Source organism: Nocardioides sp. (assembly GCF_036374615.1).
In the GTDB taxonomy this organism is placed as follows: Bacteria; Actinomycetota; Actinomycetes; order Propionibacteriales; family Nocardioidaceae; genus Nocardioides.
In genome coordinates, this window is the sequence record NZ_DASUTK010000063.1 from 43,601 (window position 1) to 62,289 (window position 18,689).

20 protein-coding genes are annotated in these 18,689 nt (G+C 71.2%); 12 read left to right on the forward strand and 8 right to left on the reverse strand.

The genetic code is table 11. The features are described from left to right. The first annotated feature begins 11 nt into the window (after nucleotides 1-11). Together VFZ39_RS05080 and era are read left to right on the forward strand one after the other, a co-directional pair. Nucleotides 12-779: a siderophore-interacting protein gene (locus VFZ39_RS05080; RefSeq protein WP_330864641.1), complete on the forward strand. Its 768-nt coding sequence runs from the start codon at nucleotides 12-14 to the stop codon at nucleotides 777-779. Then, on the forward strand, nucleotides 769-1,722 hold the full coding sequence (gene era, locus VFZ39_RS05085) for a GTPase Era (protein ID WP_330864642.1): 954 nt from the start codon (nucleotides 769-771) through the stop codon (nucleotides 1,720-1,722). The genes VFZ39_RS05080 and era overlap by 11 nt, the downstream gene beginning before the upstream one ends. A gap of 14 nt (nucleotides 1,723-1,736) precedes the next feature. Here the strand turns inward: era and VFZ39_RS05090 are convergent, their stop codons facing one another. From VFZ39_RS05090 to VFZ39_RS05100, 3 genes are read right to left on the reverse strand one after another with little or no spacing between them, the layout of a single operon-like run. Beyond that, complete coding sequence (locus VFZ39_RS05090; RefSeq protein WP_330864643.1) at nucleotides 1,737-2,612, reverse strand: septum formation family protein; 876 nt, start codon at nucleotides 2,610-2,612, stop codon at nucleotides 1,737-1,739. A gap of 10 nt (nucleotides 2,613-2,622) precedes the next feature. Next, nucleotides 2,623-3,417: a septum formation family protein gene (locus VFZ39_RS05095; RefSeq protein WP_330864661.1), complete on the reverse strand. Its 795-nt coding sequence runs from the start codon at nucleotides 3,415-3,417 to the stop codon at nucleotides 2,623-2,625. Nucleotides 3,418-3,441: 24 nt separating this feature from the next. Then, nucleotides 3,442-3,927: a flavodoxin family protein gene (locus VFZ39_RS05100; protein ID WP_330864644.1), complete on the reverse strand. Its 486-nt coding sequence runs from the start codon at nucleotides 3,925-3,927 to the stop codon at nucleotides 3,442-3,444. A gap of 138 nt (nucleotides 3,928-4,065) precedes the next feature. Here VFZ39_RS05100 and VFZ39_RS05105 point away from each other — a divergent pair, with 138 nt between their 5' ends. Then, on the forward strand, nucleotides 4,066-4,569 hold the full coding sequence (locus tag VFZ39_RS05105) for a hypothetical protein (protein ID WP_330864645.1): 504 nt from the start codon (nucleotides 4,066-4,068) through the stop codon (nucleotides 4,567-4,569). A gap of 32 nt (nucleotides 4,570-4,601) precedes the next feature. Here the strand turns inward: VFZ39_RS05105 and VFZ39_RS05110 are convergent, their stop codons facing one another. After that, nucleotides 4,602-4,979 (reverse strand): VOC family protein, encoded by a 378-nt coding sequence (locus VFZ39_RS05110; RefSeq protein WP_330864646.1) that lies wholly within the window; start codon nucleotides 4,977-4,979, stop codon nucleotides 4,602-4,604. A gap of 112 nt (nucleotides 4,980-5,091) precedes the next feature. Between VFZ39_RS05110 and VFZ39_RS05115 the strand changes: the two genes are divergently transcribed. The 7 genes from VFZ39_RS05115 (at nucleotide 5,092) to VFZ39_RS05145 (ending at nucleotide 11,392) form a co-directional block, all read left to right on the forward strand. Continuing rightward, entirely contained in the window at nucleotides 5,092-5,901 is an 810-nt protein-coding gene (locus tag VFZ39_RS05115) for a helix-turn-helix domain-containing protein (RefSeq protein WP_330864647.1), read from the forward strand. A gap of 160 nt (nucleotides 5,902-6,061) precedes the next feature. Next, nucleotides 6,062-7,804, forward strand: coding sequence for a 2-isopropylmalate synthase (gene leuA / locus VFZ39_RS05120; protein WP_330864648.1), 1,743 nt, complete (start codon nucleotides 6,062-6,064; stop codon nucleotides 7,802-7,804). A 153-nt stretch (nucleotides 7,805-7,957) separates the two neighbouring features. After that, nucleotides 7,958-8,113, forward strand: coding sequence for a hypothetical protein (locus VFZ39_RS05125; protein WP_330864649.1), 156 nt, complete (start codon nucleotides 7,958-7,960; stop codon nucleotides 8,111-8,113). Next, nucleotides 8,106-9,860, forward strand: a complete 1,755-nt coding sequence (frdA, locus tag VFZ39_RS05130) for a fumarate reductase (quinol) flavoprotein subunit (RefSeq protein ID WP_330864650.1) — start codon at nucleotides 8,106-8,108, stop codon at nucleotides 9,858-9,860. The genes VFZ39_RS05125 and frdA overlap by 8 nt, the downstream gene beginning before the upstream one ends. 8 nt (nucleotides 9,861-9,868) lie before the next feature. Next, nucleotides 9,869-10,660 carry a succinate dehydrogenase/fumarate reductase iron-sulfur subunit gene (locus tag VFZ39_RS05135; protein WP_330864651.1) on the forward strand — a complete coding sequence of 264 codons (792 nt, stop codon included), beginning with the start codon at nucleotides 9,869-9,871 and terminating at the stop codon, nucleotides 10,658-10,660. A gap of 4 nt (nucleotides 10,661-10,664) precedes the next feature. Then, on the forward strand, nucleotides 10,665-11,054 hold the full coding sequence (locus VFZ39_RS05140) for a fumarate reductase subunit C (protein ID WP_330864652.1): 390 nt from the start codon (nucleotides 10,665-10,667) through the stop codon (nucleotides 11,052-11,054). Continuing rightward, nucleotides 11,051-11,392, forward strand: a complete 342-nt coding sequence (locus tag VFZ39_RS05145) for a fumarate reductase subunit D (RefSeq protein WP_330864653.1) — start codon at nucleotides 11,051-11,053, stop codon at nucleotides 11,390-11,392. Before VFZ39_RS05140 ends, VFZ39_RS05145 begins: the two co-directional genes overlap by 4 nt. Before the next feature lie 19 nt (nucleotides 11,393-11,411). Here the strand turns inward: VFZ39_RS05145 and VFZ39_RS05150 are convergent, their stop codons facing one another. Genes VFZ39_RS05150 through VFZ39_RS05160 form a run of 3 tightly spaced genes read right to left on the reverse strand, consistent with a single transcriptional unit; the run spans nucleotide 11,412 to nucleotide 16,272 of the window. Continuing rightward, nucleotides 11,412-12,419, reverse strand: coding sequence for a hypothetical protein (locus tag VFZ39_RS05150; RefSeq protein WP_330864654.1), 1,008 nt, complete (start codon nucleotides 12,417-12,419; stop codon nucleotides 11,412-11,414). Between the two features lie 54 nt (nucleotides 12,420-12,473). Continuing rightward, a complete protein-coding gene (locus VFZ39_RS05155; protein ID WP_330864655.1) occupies nucleotides 12,474-13,460 on the reverse strand; it encodes a winged helix-turn-helix domain-containing protein in 987 nt (328 codons plus the stop codon). Between the two features lie 37 nt (nucleotides 13,461-13,497). Further along, nucleotides 13,498-16,272: an ATP-binding protein gene (locus VFZ39_RS05160; protein WP_330864656.1), complete on the reverse strand. Its 2,775-nt coding sequence runs from the start codon at nucleotides 16,270-16,272 to the stop codon at nucleotides 13,498-13,500. A 66-nt stretch (nucleotides 16,273-16,338) separates the two neighbouring features. Here VFZ39_RS05160 and VFZ39_RS05165 point away from each other — a divergent pair, with 66 nt between their 5' ends. Then, nucleotides 16,339-17,229 carry an alpha/beta fold hydrolase gene (locus tag VFZ39_RS05165; RefSeq protein WP_330864657.1) on the forward strand — a complete coding sequence of 297 codons (891 nt, stop codon included), beginning with the start codon at nucleotides 16,339-16,341 and terminating at the stop codon, nucleotides 17,227-17,229. 18 nt (nucleotides 17,230-17,247) lie between these two features. Next, a complete protein-coding gene (gene recO / locus VFZ39_RS05170) occupies nucleotides 17,248-17,976 on the forward strand; it encodes a DNA repair protein RecO (protein WP_330864658.1) in 729 nt (242 codons plus the stop codon). A 71-nt stretch (nucleotides 17,977-18,047) separates the two neighbouring features. On the opposite strand, the gene recO (VFZ39_RS05175) is transcribed toward recO (VFZ39_RS05170), so the two are convergent. Continuing rightward, on the reverse strand, nucleotides 18,048-18,689 hold a 642-nt coding region (gene recO, locus VFZ39_RS05175), incomplete at its 5' end, for a DNA repair protein RecO (RefSeq protein WP_330864659.1).

Below are 18,689 nucleotides of genomic sequence, written 5' to 3' on the forward strand. Positions count from 1 at the left end.
ACGCTCGGCTCGTGACCTCCCGCGCGCAGACGTACGACGCCGTCGTCGCCGCGCGCGAGCAGATCTCGCCGCACCTGGTCCGGCTCACGCTGTCCGGGCTCGAGGGGTTCACGTCGACCGGGATACCGGACGAGTGGGTGGGCTTGGTCGTCCCGGGTCAGTACCAGTCGCGCTACTACACGGTGCGCGCCTGCCCGCCGGGCGGGCTGGTGCTGGACGTCGTCGTGCACGAGGTCGGGCTGGTCACGGAGTGGGTGGTCGGCGGTTGCGTCGGCGACCGGGTCACGATCACCGAGCCGAAGGGCTCCTGGTCGCCGCCGGTGGACGCCGGCTGGTTGATGCTCGTCGGCGACCTCACCGCCATGCCCGCCATGGCCCGGATCGCCGAGGAGACCGGGCTGCCGACCCGGATCTGGGCGGAGGTGCCCGACGATCTCACCGGCTACCTCCCGGCCCGGGCCGACGTGACGTGGCTGGAGCCGCCGGCCGAGGGTCGCAGCCGGCTCGCCGACGTGGTCGAGGGTCTGGAGTGGCCGGCGGGAGAGGGGTACTTCTGGATGGCAGGCGAGTCGGCGCAGATGCGGGCGATCCGCAAGCACCTGATGCGTGAGATCCGGCTGCCGAGCCGCGCGTACGACGTCATGGGCTACTGGCGCGGTGTCCGGGAGCGGCAGCCGAGGGCGGTCGAACCCGGCCCGATCTGGCGCGCGGGCAAGGCGGCGGGCAAGTCCGACGAGGAGATCTGGGCCGACTACGACAGGGCGCACGATGCACAGTGACCCGGGGAGCGGGTTCCCGAGCTATCCCAGCGACTACCGCAGCGGGTTCGCCTGCTTCGTCGGGCGCCCGAACGTCGGCAAGTCCACGCTGACCAACGCGCTGGTCGGTCACAAGGTCGTGATCACCTCTGACAAGCCGCAGACCACGCGCACCGTGGTCCGCGGCATCGTGCACCGCCCCGACGCCCAACTGATCCTGGTCGACACCCCCGGCCTGCACCGGCCGCGGACGCTGCTCGGCGAGCGGCTCAACGACCTGGTGAAGACGACCTGGGCCGAGGTGGACGTCGTGGGCGTCTGCTTCCCGAGCAACGAGAAGATCGGTCCCGGCGACCGGTTCCTCGTCGGCGAGCTGGCCAAGGCGCGCCGTACGACGAAGGTCGCGATCGCCACCAAGACCGATGTGGCCTCTCCCGACCGGATCGCCGAGCACCTGGTCGACATCGCCGAGCTCGGGCGGGAGACCGGCACCGAGTGGGCGGAGGTCGTGCCGGTGTCGGCGCAGTCGGGCGACCAGATGTCACTGCTCGCCGACCTGCTCGTCGGGCTGCTGCCCGAGGGTCCACCTCTCTACCCGGACGGCGACCTCACCGACGCGCCGGAGGAACAGATCGTCGCGGAGCTGATCCGCGAGGCCGCCCTCGACGGCGTCCGCGACGAGCTGCCCCACTCGATCGCCGTGGTGGTCGAGGAGATGGGCCTGCGCGAGGGTCGGCCGGACGACAAGCCGCTGCTCGACGTCCACGCCAACCTGTACGTCGAGCGCTCCTCCCAGAAGGGGATCGTGATCGGACACCGGGGGCAGCGGCTGCGTGACGTGGGCCAGCGCGCGCGCCAGCAGATCGAGGCGTTCCTCGGGACCCCGGTCTACCTCGACCTGCACGTCAAGATCGCCAAGGACTGGCAGCGCGATCCGCGGCAGCTGCGCAAGCTCGGCTTCTGACCGGACGTGCCCGGTCAGGTGGCCGGGGCCGGGACCCAGCAGACGCCCCAGGTCTGACCGGCCTCCCACTGCTCCGCCGTCGGCCACTCGTAACCCCACTGGAAGTCGAGCGGGTCGGCCGCCTGAGCCAGCGCGGCGTCCCGGCACGGTGTCTCGCCGGTCCGTGCGACCGCCTGCTCCCCGGGGTAGTCGCGCCCCTCGAGGGCGACCGTCCGCAGCGCCCGCCACCGGTGCGGCTCCCCGCAGGCGACTCGGCGGAAACCCGAGGTGCCCGGCTCCGCGGTCGCGCAGAGGCCGAACCGCTGCCGACCCGGCGCGGTCTCCAGGACACCCGCCAACGAGCCCTCGAACGCGAGCAGCCGGGAATCCTCCGCGAGCGCGACCGCGTCGCAGCGGAACCACAGCGCACCCGCGTCCGACTGGGCGACGGTCGGCGTGAACCACACCGCGCGCAGCATGCTCAGCCGGCGCTGCTCCTCGGTCCCGCCGACGAAGGCTGCGAGCCGCGGCGGGCAGGCGGTGGCGATCTGCCGCTGCACCCGGTCGGAGTCCACGGCGAGCAGGCGGCCGTCGACCACGTTGTCGAACCGACCGACGTGGAACGTCTCGGCGGTGTGGGTCCGGTCGCAGGCGACGGACCGGTTGCGCGCGGTCGGCGCCACGGCCGCGTCATAGGACAGCTGGTGGCAGTCGCCGACCTCCGGAGCGGGCGCGGGTAGGCCGCCCTCGCTGGGCCCCGCGCTGCTGGTCTCCGGCGGGCTCGGGGAGGGTGCCGGATCGGGGCCGCCGCCCTCCGCCGTGCACGCAGCCAGGACGGTGGTCGTCACCAGCAGCGCCGTCACGAGGCACGCGAGCGGGTTGCGGGTCGCCGTCGTCAGGAGCCCGGTCATCGCTCGATCCTCACCGTCGGGTCTTCGCCCAGCAGATCGACCGCCGGTTCCCGACCTCCCACTCTGCCTCGTGGAACCAGGTGTAGGCGAAGTCATAGGTCACGGGGTAGTCCAGCACCGCTGCGACGGACTTGTCGCAGAAGTCACGGCTGCGGACCTCGACCTGCCGGTCGCCGGGATAGGGATCCTCCGGCTCGCCCAGCTTGATGGTCGTCACCGCGCGCCACGTGTGCGGCTCCGAACAGGCCACTCGCTGTGCCCCGGCCACCGTCGGGCCGTCAGCGCACACCATCCAGTCGTCGTCGAGCCGGCCGGTGAGCAGGCCCTCCGCGTCGGTCGGGAGATCGCGGAGCTCCTCGCTGTCCGCACCGCCCCCGACGACATCGCACCTGTACCAGCGGGCACCGTCGTCCCAGGCCTTCTCCGAGGGCCGGAACCAGGCCCAGCTCGCGATGCTGCGCATCACCAGGCTCTCGTCACCGCCGAGGTACTCCTGGAACCGCGTCCCACAGGTCCGGTAGGCGAAGGCACCCAGCTCCGGGTCGTCGTACGACGTGTCGGTGAAGTCCTCGGGCAGCTCGCCGACCGCGAAGGTCTGCGCGGTGTGCGGCTCGGAGCACGCCACCGTGCGCGTGGCGTTGCTCGGCATCTCCAGGTCGGCCGGCGTCAGAACCCGGCAGACCCCGTTGCCGGGGGCGGCCACGGCGTCGACCTGGTCGGGATCGACGTTCGTGCCCTGCTTCTCGGTGCACCCGGTGAGCAGCAGGAGCGTGGTCAGGAGGACGGCCAGCGTGCGCACGTCCATCCTCCTCACGGGTCGATCGTCGGGTCAGTCGCCCAACAGTGCCGCGATGGTACCGCCCAGGTCGTACGCCGCCGCGAGCTGCTCCTCGGTCGGGTCGCCGAGCACGGTCAGCACCTCCGCTGCCTGCCGCCACGGCAGGGCGCCGGTGATCGAGAGCACCGAGCGGACCGCGCCCGTGGTGTCGTACCGGCCGTGGACCCACAGTCCGAACGGCCGCTTCCCGCCGGTCACCGGCGCTCCGGAACCGTCGGCGGAGAGCTCGCCTCCCATGGCGAGGAAGTGCCGGTCGAAGCAGTGCTTCAGTGCTCCCGACATGTACCCGAAGTTGGCGCTCGTCCCGAGCAGGAACCCGTCCGCGGTCTCGATGCTTGCAAGCTCGACCGTCAGGGCCTCGGCGACCTCCACCTCGACGCCCGAGATCGCGTCGTCGCGGGCACCGGCCACCACCTGGTCGGTGATCCGCTGCAGGGTTCGCGTAGGGGAGTGGTGGACGATCAGCAGCCGGGCCACTGGGTCAGGCTAGTCCGGCCCTCCCGCCCACCCGGCGATCGGCATCTCAGGTCCGAGAGCGGCGTAGGGCTCGATCACCGCGAACTCCGGTGCCGGGGCTAGGGTCAGAGGACTCGCCCCAGCAACGGAGGTCCACCCATGAAGTTCCGCACCATCGGCGCCATCGGCGTCCTCGCCCTGGCGCTCACCGCGTGCGGCGGGGGAGACGACGCGAAGGCATCGGAGTCCATCTCGAAGGCGATCCGCGACAGCGGCACGCAGGACATGGCGCTCACCCAGAAGCAGGCCGACTGCATCGGCGACGGCTTCGTGGCGGAGATCGGCGCCGACCAGCTGGTCGAGTACAAGGTCCTCAACGAGGACCTCACGGTCAACGAGGGTGTCGACAACGTCAAGATGTCGGAGGGCGACGCCGGGTCGGCTGCCGACGTGGTGCTCGAGTGCGCCGACTTCCGGGAGGCCTTCACCGGCATGATGGAGGGGATGCCCGAGGAGGCGCGGACCTGCCTCGAGGACGAGCTCACCGACGAGCGTCTCAAGGCCTTCCTCACAGCCACGTTCAGTGGCGACGAGAACTCACCTGAGGCGGAGGAGCTCAGCACGGCGGTGCAGGAGTGTGTGACAGCCGGCATGGGCGGCTGACGCCAGCTTCTTTGCGCGATCGGCTCGAGCGGTCAGCCCCAGTTCTCCGCCTTCGTGAGGCAGAACGGGTGGCCGCCCGGGTCGACCAGCACCCGCCACGTCTCGCCGGGCTGCTCCTCGGGGATGCTCGCACCCAGCTCGACGCACCGGCGCTCGGCTTCCGCCAGGTCGTCGACGGCGAGGTCGAAGTGGAACTGCTTCGTGCCGTGCTCGTTGGGCCACTCCGGTGGCTCGTGGTCGGGCACGGAGCCGAACCCGAGCGCGTGCGAGGGGCCCTTCAGCATCGCGTAGCCGTCGCCCGAGGCGGTGACCTCCCAGCCGAGCACGGCGGACCAGAACCGGCTCGACGCCTCAGCGTCTCGACAGTCGAGGGTGATCATGGCCAGGTGCGCGACTGCGGTCTCCGTCATCAAGCGTCCTCTCTCGAAGGGTCTCGGGTGCTGACCACGCCACGTTCGCTCGGAGGCGACGGTGGCGGCTAGGACAAACGCGACCCGCCGGCGAACCAGTACCTCCGCCGGAGTGCTGCGGCCCGAGGACTTCGCCCGGCTGATCCGGCTCGAGCGCATCCCCTGCGCGCCGGAGCTGAACGACTACGTGGAGAACTTCTGGTCGCTGCGCTGGCAGCTGCCGGACGGGGTCGCACACCGGAGCTCCACGTTGCCCCACCCGGCGTGCACGCTGAGCGTCGAGCGGGGCGCCCTTCGGCCCGACGTCGGTGACGACCCGGTCGTCGTCACCGGGGTCGTCACGAAGCGGTTCGACGTCGACGTCCGCGACTCCGGATGGGTGTTCGCGGCCAAGTTCCGACCAGGCGGGCTCGCCGCACTCACCGGCGGTACGGCGCGGGAGTGGCGCGACCGGACGCTCCCCGCCGCCGACCTGCTGCCCGCTGCCGTCGTCGAGCCGCTGCGGGCGCTGGGGCCGGCCGTGCCTGTCGACCGGTGCCGCGCCGTGCTCGACGCGGCCCTCGAGCCGCTGGTGCCCGACGCGCCGGACCCGGCGTACCAACAGCTCCTCGACGTGGTCGCCGACATGCTCGCCGACCGCACCCTGCTCGCAGTGGCCCAGGTCGAGGAGCGCCACGGCATCACGGCTCGCCGTCTCCAGCGGCTGTTCGCGCGGTACGTCGGCGCCACCCCGAAGTGGGTCCTCGCGCGGTACCGGATGCACGACGCGGTCTCCCGGCTCGACGAGGGGTACGACGGGTCGTTGGCCGACCTCGCCGCAGAGCACGGCTGGTACGACCAGGCCCACTTCACCCGGGACTTCCGGCGGCTGGTCGGCCAGTCGCCCGGGTCGTACGCGGCACGCTCCCGATCCGGCATGTGAGCGTGCTGGTCCCGGTCACCGTCCCGGATGGCTATGCTGAGTCCGTCATGACGAGCCGCAGCCTCCTTCTTTGCTGCCGCCGCGAGGGCTGAGTCCGCCGGATCCCTCGCCGCGGAGTGCTTGTGCTGCCCGGCTCCCGCACCGCAGCGAAGGCTGATCCATGACTCTCCAGTTCGAAGGTTTCACCCACACCCAGCGTGCCTCGGGCATGCCGATCCACCGCTACCGCGCGTTCGAACCGGTCGACCTGCCCGACCGCACCTGGCCGGACGCCCAGGTGACCCGGGCACCCCGCTGGCTCTCCACCGATCTCCGGGACGGCAACCAGGCGCTCATCGACCCCATGACGCCGGCTCGCAAGATGAAGATGTTCGAGCTGCTCGTCCGGATGGGCTACAAGGAGATCGAGGTCGGGTTCCCGGCGGCGAGCCAGACCGACTTCGACTTCGTGCGCCAGCTGATCGAGCAGGACCGGGTCCCCGAGGACGTGACGATCTCGGTCCTCACCCAGGCTCGCGAGGACCTGATCGAGCGGTCGGTCCAGAGCCTCGTGGGAGTGCACCACGCCAACATCCACCTCTACAACGCACTGGCTCCGCTGTTCCGGCGCGTGGTGTTCCGGGCCAGCAACGACGAGATCAAGGACATCGCCGTCCGCGGCACCGAGCTGGTCATGAAGCACAGCGAGAACATCCTCGACAAGACCGTGATCGGCTACGAGTACAGCCCGGAGATCTTCACCGGCACCGAGCTGCCGTTCAGCGTGGAGGTCTGCGAGGCGGTCTCCGAGGTGTGGCAGCCCGACGACGGGCGCGAGATCATCCTCAACCTGCCGGCGACGGTCGAGATGTCCACGCCCAACGTGTACGCCGACCAGATCGAGTGGTTCTCGCGACAGCTGACCCGTCGTGAGTTCACGACCATCAGCCTGCACCCGCACAACGACCGGGGGACCGCTGTGGCCGCGACGGAGCTGGCGATGATGGCCGGCGCCGACCGGGTCGAGGGTTGCCTGTTCGGGCACGGCGAGCGGACCGGGAACGTCTGCCTGGTCACGCTCGGCATGAACCTGTTCAGCCAGGGCATCGACCCGCAGATCGACTTCTCCGACATCGACGAGATCCGGCGCACCGTGGAGTACTGCACCCAGCTGCCGGTCCATCCGCGCCATCCGTACGCGGGCGACCTGGTCTACACAGCCTTCTCCGGGTCACACCAGGACGCGATCAAGAAGGGACTGGAGGACCTCGAGCGGCAGGCGGCCGACCGGGGCGTGCCCGTCGAGGAGGTCGCCTGGGAGGCGCCGTACCTGCCGATCGACCCGAAGGACGTGGGCCGGACCTACGAGGCCGTCATCCGCGTCAACAGCCAGTCCGGGAAGGGCGGCATCGCCTACATCCTCAAGGCCGAGCACAAGCTCGACCTGCCCCGACGCGCGCAGATCGAGTTCAGCAGGGTGGTGCAGGAGCGCACCGACACCGACGGCGGCGAGATGACGGCCGAGCAGATCTGGGAGGCCTTCTCGCGCGAGTACCTCGATCGGGAGACGCCGCTGCGGCTCGACTCCGTGCACACCTCGAGCGCGGCTGGCGAACGGGACGCCCTCAGCGTCAACGTGTACGTCGACGGCGAGCTGCAGACGCTGGAGGGGACCGGCAACGGACCGATCGCCGCGTTCGTCGACGCCCTCAACCGGCTGCCTCGGACCGACTCCGGCGACAGCTGGGACGTGCGAGTGCTCGACTACGCCGAGCACGCGCTGTCGGCTGGTGGCGACGCGGTCGCGGCGGCGTACGTCGAGTGCCTGGTCGGCGACCAGGTGTTCTGGGGCGTCGGGATCGACGCGAACATCGTGACCGCCAGCCTCAAGGCCGTGATCAGCGCGGTGAACCGCGCCGGCTGAGCCGTCACGTCCGACCCCTTCACATCGGGCGGCGGATGCGGGAACGTGGGTCTCCGGACCGACTGCCAGGAGGTGACCTCGTGAGCGTGACCGTCAGCCGGTTTCGACGCGGGCCCGGCGCCGTGCGGTAGTCAGCGCGGCGGCGAACGGACAGTGACCGAGGACCAGCAGGGCCTCGTCACCGAGGACGTGCTCTTCACGTGCGGCTGCAACACGCATCGCGAGGAGTTCCACGACGGCAGCCTGCACCACCTCGTCAGGGATCATCGCGGCCACGTGCTGGTCGACGAGGAGTTCCGGGGTGAGTGAGGAGGCGCTCGGACCGCACGACGTGCTCCTGATCGGCGGGGGTGCTGCTGGCCTGCGTGCCACGATCGCCATCGCCGAGACGAACCCGGACCTCGACGTGGCAATCGTGTCCAAGGTCTACCCGATGCGCAGCCACACGGTCTCGGCCGAGGGTGGCGCTGCGGGGGTGATCGCGGAGGACGACACCGCCACCGAGCACGTCTACGACACGATCTCGGGCAGTGACTGGCTCGCCGACCAGGACGCTGTCGAGCTGTTCGTCGACGAGGCGCCCCAGGAGCTGCTCCAGCTTGAGCACTGGGGGTGCCCCTGGAGCCGGCGACCCGACGGGCGGGTCGCCGTGCGCGCGTTCGGCGGGATGCAGCGGATGCGCACCTGGTTCGCCGCGGACAAGACCGGGTTCCACATGCTGCACGCGCTGTTCCAGACCTCCCTGAAGTACCGCGCGGTGCACCGGTACGACGAGTGGTTCGTGACCCGGCTGCTGGTCGACGACGGGCGGGTGCACGGGGTGGTGGCGGTCGAGCTCGCCACGGGCCGGATCCGCGCGATCACCGCGAAGGCGGTAGTGCTGGCGACCGGGGGCTGCGGCAAGGTCTTCCCGTTCACGACCAACGCCAACATCAACACCGGTGACGGCATGGCGCTCGCCTACCGGGCGGGTGCCCCCCTCAAGGACATGGAGTTCGTCCAGTACCACCCGACCGGGCTGCCGTTCACCGGCATCCTGATCACCGAGGCCGCCCGGGCAGAGGGCGGCTGGCTGCTCAACAAGGACGGCTACCGCTTCCTGCAGGACTACGACCTCGGCACGCCCTCGCCGACCCCGGAACTGCGCAGCATGGAGCTGGGACCCCGCGACCGGATCTCACAGGCGATCTTCCACGAGATCGAACGCGACCGGGCCGTCGAGACGCCGTACGGCCACGTCGTCCACCTCGACCTCCGGCACCTGGGCGAGGAGCTGATCGACACCAAGCTCCCGTTCGTGCGTGAGCTGTGCCAGAAGTACGAACGGATCGACCCGGTGCACGAGCTGATCCCGGTCCGGCCGGTGATCCACTACATGATGGGTGGCGTCAGCACCGACAACGACGGCGCCACCCCGCTCGCCGGGCTGTACGCCGCCGGCGAGACGGCCTGCGTCAGCATCAACGGTGCCAACCGGCTCGGCTCGAACTCGCTTCCGGAGTGCCTGGTGTTCGGTGCCAGGGCGGGGCGCGCCGCCGCCGAGTACGCCGCCGACGCGACCGACCCACCGCCGGTCGTCGCGGCCCAGGCCGCCGACGAGGTCCGACGGCTCGAGCAGGACGTGATGGGTCACACGACTCGGGCAGCGGACGAGCTGTCGGCGATCCGGACGGAGATGCAGGTGACGATGGAGGAGGCGGCCGGCATCTATCGCGACGAGCAGGACATGAGCGACGGGATCGACGTGCTGCGCGCGCTGCAGGAGAAGGTCGCCACGGTCGGCGTCCGAGACACCGCACGCGCCTTCAACACCGAGCTCACGGCGACCCTGGAGCTGGCCAACATGATGGACGTGGCGGAGTGCATCCTGGCGGCCGCGCTGCGCCGCGAGGAGTCGCGCGGCGCCCACCAGCGCACCGACCACCCCCAGCGGGACGACGAGCGGTTCCTGGTGCACCAGCTGGTGCGACGCGGTGACGACGGCGCACCGACCGTCGACCAGGTGCCCGTGAAGATCACCGCTCTGCCGCCGGGCGAACGGATCTACGGGAGGTGAGCGACGAGATGACGCAGAAGACGACCGAGGCGCGGATCGAGCTGCGCGTGGCCCGCTACCGACCCGACAAGGACCGAGAGCCCGGCTGGCAGGAGTACGACGTCCCGCTGCGCGAGGAGTGGACGGTGCTCGACGGCCTGAACCACCTCAAGGACAAGGTGGACACGACCCTTGCATTCCGGTGGTCGTGCCGGATGGGCATCTGCGGCAGCTGTGGCATGAACGTCAACGGCGAGCCGCGGCTGACGTGCGCGACGTTCCTCTCCGACTACGCACCCGGCCCGGTGCGGGTGGAGCCACTGGCGAACTTCCCGGTGGTGCGTGACCTGGTCGTCGACCTCACCGACTTCATGGAGAAGCTCCCGACGGTCAAGCCGTGGATCATCCGCGACGACGACGCCCTGCCCGATCAGGACGGGGAGATCGACGGCGAGTATCTCCAGACGCCGGAGGAGCTCGACGCCTACAAGCAGTTCAGCATGTGCATCAACTGCATGCTGTGCTACGCGGCCTGCCCGGTGTACGGGCTGGACCCCGACTTCGTCGGACCCGCTGCGATCGCCCTCGCCGAGCGCTACGACCTCGACTCCCGCGACCAGGGAGCCCGAGAGCGGCTCGACGTGCTGATCGAGCACGAGGGGGTCTACGGCTGCACGTTCGTGGGGGAGTGCACCCGGGTGTGCCCCAAGCACGTGGACCCGGCCGGGGCCATCCAGCGGTACAAGCTCAAGGCCGCCCAGGAGTCGGTCAAGGCGTTCCTGCTGCCGGCGCTGCCCAAACGGCTGCGGGGAGGTCGGTGAACCCGTGAGCGAGGACCTCACCTACCGGCGGCCGATCTCGACGTGGTGGTGGCTGCGCAAACGCTCGTACTTCCTCTTCGTGATGCGTGAGCTCAGCAGCATCTTCGTAGCGTGGCTGGTGCTGTACCTGCTGCTGTTCGTGCGCGCGGTGTTCGAGGGGGAGGAGGCGTACCGCGACTTCCTCGACCGTGCCTCGTCCGGGCCGTTGCTCGTGCTCAACGTGCTCGCGTTCGGATTCCTGCTGCTCCACACCGTCACCTGGTTCGGAGTCACGCCACAGGCGATGGACCTCCGGGTCCGCGGCCAGAAGGTGCCGAAGGGCGCGATCCTCGGCGCGCAGTACGTCGCACTCGTGGTCGTGTCCGGCTTCGTGTTCTGGCTGGTGGCGCGGTGAAGCGGCGGGTCGAGCCCCTGATGTGGCTCGGGTTCAGCGGCGGTGGTGTCGCGGCCGCGATCTTCCTGCCGATGCTGGCGTTCCTGTGCGCCCTCGCGTTCCCGCTCGGCTGGGTCGGGCCGCCGTCCCACGACGACCTGCTCACCGTCTTCGAGCACCCGCTCACGCGGCTGGCGCTGCTCGCCCTGTTCGCTGCGATGCTCGTGCACGCGGCCCACCGGTTCCGGTTCACCCTGTACGACGGGCTGCAGATCAAGGCCCGGCTGCTCGTCGCGGTGACATGCTACGGCGCGGCCCTGGTGATGATGATCTTCGCGGTGGACGTGCTCACGACGTAGGACCGGCACGCCCGAGGCCTCAGTGGGCCGGCAGGTGGTAGACCCGGTCGGTGGTGTGAGAGGTGACCCAGGCCTCGCCGTCGATGACGGCCACGTCGAGGTTGGCGCGGTCCCCGAGGGCCGCGAGCTCGGCGAGGACCCGCTCCTCGAGGACGACGCCGTCCACTGGGTCGATCGCTACCAGCGCCGGGCCCTCCTCGGCGACGGCGAGCAGGGTGCCCTCCGGTGTCACCGAGAGCGGATCGGGGTAGCCCTCGACGGCGATGTCGGTAGTGACCTCGAGCGTCTGCGGGTCGAGCCCCAGGACCTGGTCCGAGAACGTGCAGGCGGTCCACACCAGGTCACCCACCACCGCCAGGCCCTGGGGCCCGTTGCAGATCTCTCCCGAGCTCGTGACCGCGCCCGACCGGGGATCGATCCGGAGCACGGCGTTGTCCGCGAAGTGCGACACCCAGACCGCGCCTGCTCCCGTGGCGACCAGCCGCGCGCCGACCCCGATGTCGATCCATTCTGTGACTCGGCGGGAGGCGGGGTCGACCCGCAGCAGCTTGCCTGCGTCCTGCGCCACCACCCAGATCGAGCCGAACCCCGCCGTCACGCCTTCGGGACCGGCCCCGGTGACGATCCGGTCGGTGACTTTCCCGGTTGTCGCGTCGATCCGCACCAGCTGCCCCTGCTCGAAGGCGGTGACCCACACGGCGCCATCCGCGACCGCGACGCGCAGGGGCACGCCGGGCACGGCGACTTCGAGGTCGGGTCGGCGGGCGCCGACGGGGATCCTCGACACGGCCTCGTCCCCGGTACTGACGACCCAGACCGAGCCTTCGCCGGCAGCGACTCCGACCGGCCCGGCTGCCACGTCGACGTACTCGGCGTCGACCGGCTCGACCGTGGGCTCCGAGGACTCGCTCGGCGTACTGGTCGCGGCCGGCGACGGTGACGCGGCCGGTTCGTCGCTGCACGCGGACAGTGCGAGCAGGGACGCGGTGGCCAGGGCGAGTGACCGCACGCGCGGCGACGTCCTCATGACGGGAGACTAGGGGCTCCCGAGGCGCAGGTGTCGAGATTTTTCGACACACCGTTACCGAGTTGTGAAACCCTTGGCCGCGGCGGCCAGGGTCTCGAACCCGCGGTCGTCCAACGAGTAGACGTTCGGGTCGCCCGCCTTGACGCTCAGGTCGACGAGTCCGGCGGAACGGAGCAGGGCCAGGTGGTGCAGCAACGTCGTGCGCGGGCTGCGCAGGGCAGCGCACAGCTCGGCCAGCGTTCGGTCGTCGGTTCGGAGCTCCTGCAGGATCCGGATCCTGGTGTCGTCGCCGAGCGCGCGCCCCAGGTCGCGCAGCTGGGCGGAGGCATCGGACGCGCCCGCCTCGGTCAGGGGCGGGTGCAGGATCACGGTGTGGCCGACCTCGTCCACCGACACGAGGATCGGCGCGGCGCGCACGCTGGTGACGAGTGTGACGCGCTCCAGGTACCCGGGCGCGTACTGGATCCCCGGGGCGACCCGTTCCAGCAGGGTGGCGCCGCCCTGCTCGTCGAAGGCTCGATCGATGTCGGCGGTGGACGGAGCCCGGGAGTCCAGCACCGGCAGCGACTCGAGCAGCTGCACGAGGACGTCCTTCACCTCCCGCGGATCGGTCCGCAGCAGCCACGGGCTGACCTGCAGAAGCGTGTCGGCGACCGTCGCGCGGAGCCGGCGTACCGCGGCGGCGTCGCCGGCGACCGCCGAGCGCACGGTCGCCCCGTCGAGGCGGGACAGGAGCTGCTGACGTCGACCGCCGACGAGCGTAGTGACGAGGTCGTCCGGCGCGGTGCCGGCCACGAGTCTCAGCAGCCGGAGCCGGGTCCACGGCTGCGGCGACGCCGCGAGCGGCCCGGCCAGGTTGATCCAGCCGAACCGGCCGAACCGCCGCACGGCAGGCACGAGCCCGGGGTCGGCCCGACGGACCTCCGCGTACGCCTCACGGCCGTGGGTGAAGACCCGGCGCCAGTCGGTGTCGGCGACCGCGGCCGCGGCGAGCAGCAGCTCGAAGCCGGTGCCGGAGCCGGTCCTCACCTGCAGCGACATGCCGCCATCCTGCCCGAGGGCGTGCTTCCCAAGCGGCTCACGCCACGTGCAGCGGCAGCCGCACCGAGAACGTCGATCCTTGGCCGACCGTGGAGTCGACGGCGATCCGTCCGCCGTGGGCGGCGACGATCCCCGCCACGATCGACAGCCCGAGCCCGGTCCCCTGGATCGCCATCGCCTGCGCGGTCGAGGAGCGGAAGAACTTCTGGAACAGGCCGCCCTGCTCCTCCTGAGGGATCCCGATGCCGCTGTCGGCGACCGTGAGCCACGCCTCCCCGTCGTCCTGCCAGAGCCGGGTCGAGACCTTCCCCTGGTCGGGAGTGAACTTCACCGCGTTGCTGAGCAGGTTGAGCATCACCCGCTCGAGCTGCACGGCGTCGCCGAGCACCCGCACCGGCACGTCCGGCAGGTCGAAGGTCACGCTGAGGTCGCGGTGGCGGACCATCGGCCGCAGCGACTCCTCGGTCTGCTCGGCGAGCTCTCGCAGGTCGACCACGGAGCGGTCCCAGACCGTCCCGCCGTTGTCGATCCCGGCCAGGGCCAACAGGTCGTTGCAGAGGGAGATCAGCCGGTCGCCGTTCCGGGCGATCGTCTCGAGCAGCGGCACCTGTTGCGGGTCCGGCGCCACGGGGGCTCCGTCGACGAGCATCTCGGTATAGCCGACGATGCTGGTGACCGGCGTGCGCAGCTCGTGGCTGACCGTCGAGACGAACTCGTTCTTCGCGGAGTCGAGCTGCCGCAACCGGTCGGCGGCCACCCGCTCCTTCTCCAGGGCGGTCATCAGCATCAGCTGCCCCTGGCGCTGCTCGGTCACGTCGCGGCCCACGACGAGGAAGCCGGCGAGCGGCCCGAACTGGCTTCCGCCGCCGCAGATCGTCATCTCGACCGTACGACGGCGTCCCTGGACGGTCCGCCAGGTCCAGTCGCGCACGACGGACTCGTTGCCACCGTCGAGCGTCGACGCCAGCGCGCCCCAGCCGGTCCCGCCGGACTCGTCGGTCCGTTCACGGAGCTCCTCGGGGTCGAGCACGTCGACGAACTGGCGGCCCTGCAGCTCCTCGGAGGCGCAACCGAGCAATGACTCGGCACCGGAGTTCAGGACCCGGATCCGGCCCTGCGCGTCGAGGCCGAGGATCGCGGTGGAGATGCCGGCCTGGAACAGGTTCGACATCAGGCCCGCCCCGGCCCGCTCCGCGGTGACGTCCACCCCGGTCAGCACGGCGTACTGCGGCGCGCCCAGGTCGTCGCGGACCAGGTCGGTGTTCCACAGCACCCGCAACGGATCCCCGGTCGCGGTCCGCAGGTCGCTCTCGCGGCTGCCCGCCAGCTCCTTGCCGTCCGGACCGGCGAACATCTCCTGGGTGTCCTCGACCAGGGCCGCCGGGATGATGTGCGCCCACAGGGGCCGGCCGAGCAGCTCGTCCTCGGCGTACCCGGTGAGGGCCGTGGTGGCGTGGTTGACACGTACGACGGTGCCGGCCATGTCGGTCATGATCATGATGCAGCGCGCGGTGTCGAGCAGCGCGTTGGTGAGCTGCTCGGCGGCCTGGGTCCGGGCCAGGGACTGGTGCAGCGGCGTGACATCGAGCAGCTGGGCGGCGAAGATCGCCTCGTCGTCGCCGGCCGTCAGCTGCGAGATCGCGACCTCGATCTGGCTCTCGGGCCGGTGGATGATGCCGAGCTGGCCGCGCCACCCGTCGAGGTTGCCCCGGAGCATCGTCTGCGTGACCCCGCGAACCGCCGTGGGCTGGGTCAGCACCCGGTCCAGGTAGCGACCCACGACCGAGCGGTGGCCGTCGTCGAGCAGGGCATGGGCGGTCTCGTTCGCGTCCACCACCTCGAGCCGGTTGCCCCGCCGTGACAGCAGCAGCATCCCGGTGAGCGACTCGGTGAAGTTCCGGCGGAAGAGCGTCTCGCTCTCCGACAGCGTGTCGAGGTCGCGCACCCGCTGGGTGATCGCGAGGGTCAGGGGGAGGGCGATCAACGCCGAGGTGAGGATGTAGCCGAGCACGAGCGAGGCGGACAGCTGGACGGTCGCCTCCGCCTGCCCGAGCAGGCCGTACGGGCCGCGTCCGGCAGCCGTCAGGAGCACCGCGATGACGGCGGTACCGAGGATCTCCACCGCCACCGTGCGTGGGGCGAGCCGCAGCGCGGCCCACACCAGGAGCGGTAGCCCGACGGCAGCGACCGGGAGCTCGTGGACGGGCACGAAGATGACGAGCGTGACCGCGAGCAGGAGGGTCGCCTGTACGGCGTACTCCCAACGCTCGGCGACGCCGGCTCGGAGCCGCCAGGTCATGGCAACCGGCACGATCGTCAGCACCGCGGCGGCGTGGGAGGTGAGCAGGTTCCGAGCAGTGGGGAGGAACGGCCCCATGTCGTTCAGTGCGACCGTCGCCCCGGCCAGCACCGCGAGCGCGAGGGCCCCGGCCACCGAGGCGCCGACCAACCGTACGAAGTCGCGGAGCTGCTCGAGCTCGATCAACCGCCCGTCGGGTCGCTTGAGCAGGTGGCCCGCGATGACCGCCTCGGTGGCGTTCGCGAGGCTGAAGGCCACGGCGACGTCGACCGACCGGCCGCCGGTGATGTTCGCGGCGAACGACGCGGCGACGATCCCGCCCACAAGCGCCGGCCACCAGCTGCGCGGCGCGAAGGCGAGGAGGGCGACCGAGACCCCGGCAGCCGGCCACCAGAAGGCGACGGATCCCGACTCCGGTGTGAAGTACACGGCCCAGACGCCGAGCAGGTAGATCGCTACCAGGGCTGCCCCAGCGGTCACGGGCAGCCGCCAGCGCCTACCGCCCACGGACATGCCCCCAGTGTGGTCGAACCGTGGCGGAAATGTGTGCGTTCCGAGGGCCGCACTAGGCTTTCTCGGATGTTGGTCTCCGAGCGGATCGGCCAGTTCTTCCTCGATGAGGGGGACCGGCTCGAGTACACCGAGTACGGCGGCGGCGACGCATGGGTGGTGCTGCTCCACGGGCAGCTCATGCCGCGTCGTATGCACCAGCCGCTCGCCCGGTCGCTGGCGGCCGAGGGGCTGCACGTCGTAACGCTCGACCTGCTCGGGCACGGCCGTTCCGACCGACCCGACGACCCGCTGCGCTACTCGATGTCCGCGTTCGCCGAGCAGGTCGTCGCCCTCCTCGACCATCTCGGCGCAGAGCAGGCGGTCGTCGGTGGTACGTCGCTGGGCGCCAACGTGTCGCTGGAGGTCGCTGCCTCCGCTCCCGAGCGGGTGCGCGGCCTGCTGGTGGAGATGCCGGTGCTGCACAACGCCCTCGAGGCGGGACTGATCGCCTTCGCGCCGTTGATGTTCGCCGCGCGCTTCCTGCCCGTGACGGTGCACGCTGCCCGCTGGCTCACCCGACCGGTGCCGCGCGGGCTGGTGCCGTTTTGGGTCGGGATCGGCCTGGACACCCTGGACCAGCACCCGCGGCCGGTGGCCGCCGTCGTCCACGGCATCTTCTTCGGCCGGGTCGCGCCGAGCTCGCCCCAGCGTCGGGCGATCGACGTCCCCGCCCTGGTGGTGGGGCATCCTGCCGATCCGATCCACCCCGCAGCCGACGCCGCCCTGCTCGCCGAGGAGCTGCCGCAGGCGGAGTTCCTCCGGGCGTCGAGCATCCTGGAGTGGCGGGCACGGCCGGAGCGGCTGACCCGTGCGGCCGCCGAGTTCGCTCTCGGCTGCTGGGAGGCTCCGCCGCTGGAGACTCTCCCGCTCGAGAAAGGCGACGCCGAGTCGACGCGCCGACGCTCCCGGCGTGCCTGACCGCGGCACAATGTGACGGTGCCGCTCTACCGCGACGAGGCCGTCGTGCTCCGCACCCACAAGCTGGGAGAGGCCGACCGCATCATCACCCTGCTGACCCGTCAGCACGGGCGGGTGCGGGCGGTGGCGAAGGGCGTCCGGAAGACCACCTCCCGATGGGGATCGCGTCTCGAGCCGTTCACCCACGTCGACCTGCAGCTGGCCGAGGGCCGCAACCTCGACGTGGTGACCCAGGCCGAGACGCTGGACCCGTTCGCAGCGGGGCTGGGTCACGACTACGCGCGCTACACCGCGGGCAGCGTGATGCTCGAGACCGCCGACCGGCTGGTCACCGAGGAGAAGCAGCCCTCGGTCCAGCAGTTCCTGCTGCTCGTCGGGGGGCTGCGCGCGATGACGGCGGGGGAGCACCGGCCGAGCCAGGTGCTCGACTCCTACCTGCTGCGGTCGCTGGCCGTGTCCGGGTACGCGCCGTCGTTCGACCACTGCGCCCGGTGCGGCGACCCCGGACCTCACCGCTGGTTCAACCCGGCCGCGGGTGGCGTGCTCTGCTCCGACTGCAAGCTGCCCGGCTCTGCCGGTCCGGCCCCCGAGACCCTGGTGCTGCTCGGTGCGCTGCTGGCCGGCGAGTGGCCGGTCGTGCACGCCGCCGAGCCCCGGCACCTGCGCGAGGCCAGCGGCCTCGTCGCTGCGTTCGTGGCGTGGCACCTCGAGCGTGGCCTGCGCTCACTGGAGTACGTCGAGCGCTGATCTGATCTGTGTCGCGGCGTGTGCCTGAGAGTGCGCCATAGCGCTCGCTCAGGCGCACGCCGCGTGGCAGATCAACGCTCCAAGTACTGAAGGGACCGCAGCCCCCGCTCGAGGTGCCACGCGACGAACGCCGCCACGAGGCCGCTGGCCTCACGCAGGTGCCGAGGGGCGGCGGCATGCACGACCGGCCACTCGCCGGCGAGCAGCGCGCCGAGCACCACGAGGGTCTCCGGCGCGGGCCCGGCCGAGCCGGGCAGCTTGCAGTCCGCGCAGAGCACGCCGCCCGCGGCCGGGTTGAACCAGCGATGGGGTCCCGGGTCGCCGCAACGCGCGCAGTGCTCGAACGACGGCGCGTACCCGGACACCGCCAGCGACCGCAGCAGGTAGGAGTCGAGCACCTGGCTGGGGCCGTGCTCCCCCGCGGTCATCGCGCGGAGGCCGCCGACGAGCAGCAGGAACTGCTGGACCGAGGGCTGCTTCTCCTCGGTGACCAGTCGGTCGGCCGTCTCCAGCATCACGCTGCCCGCGGTGTAGCGCTCGTAGTCGTGGCCGAGCTGCGCGGCGAACGGGTCCAGGGTCTCGGCCTGGGTCACCACGTCGAGGTTGCGGCCCTCGGCCAGCTGCAGGTCGACGTGCGTGAACGGCTCGAGCCGCGAGCCCCACCGGGAGGTGGTCTTGCGGACGCCCTTCGCCACGGCGCGCACCCGCCCGTG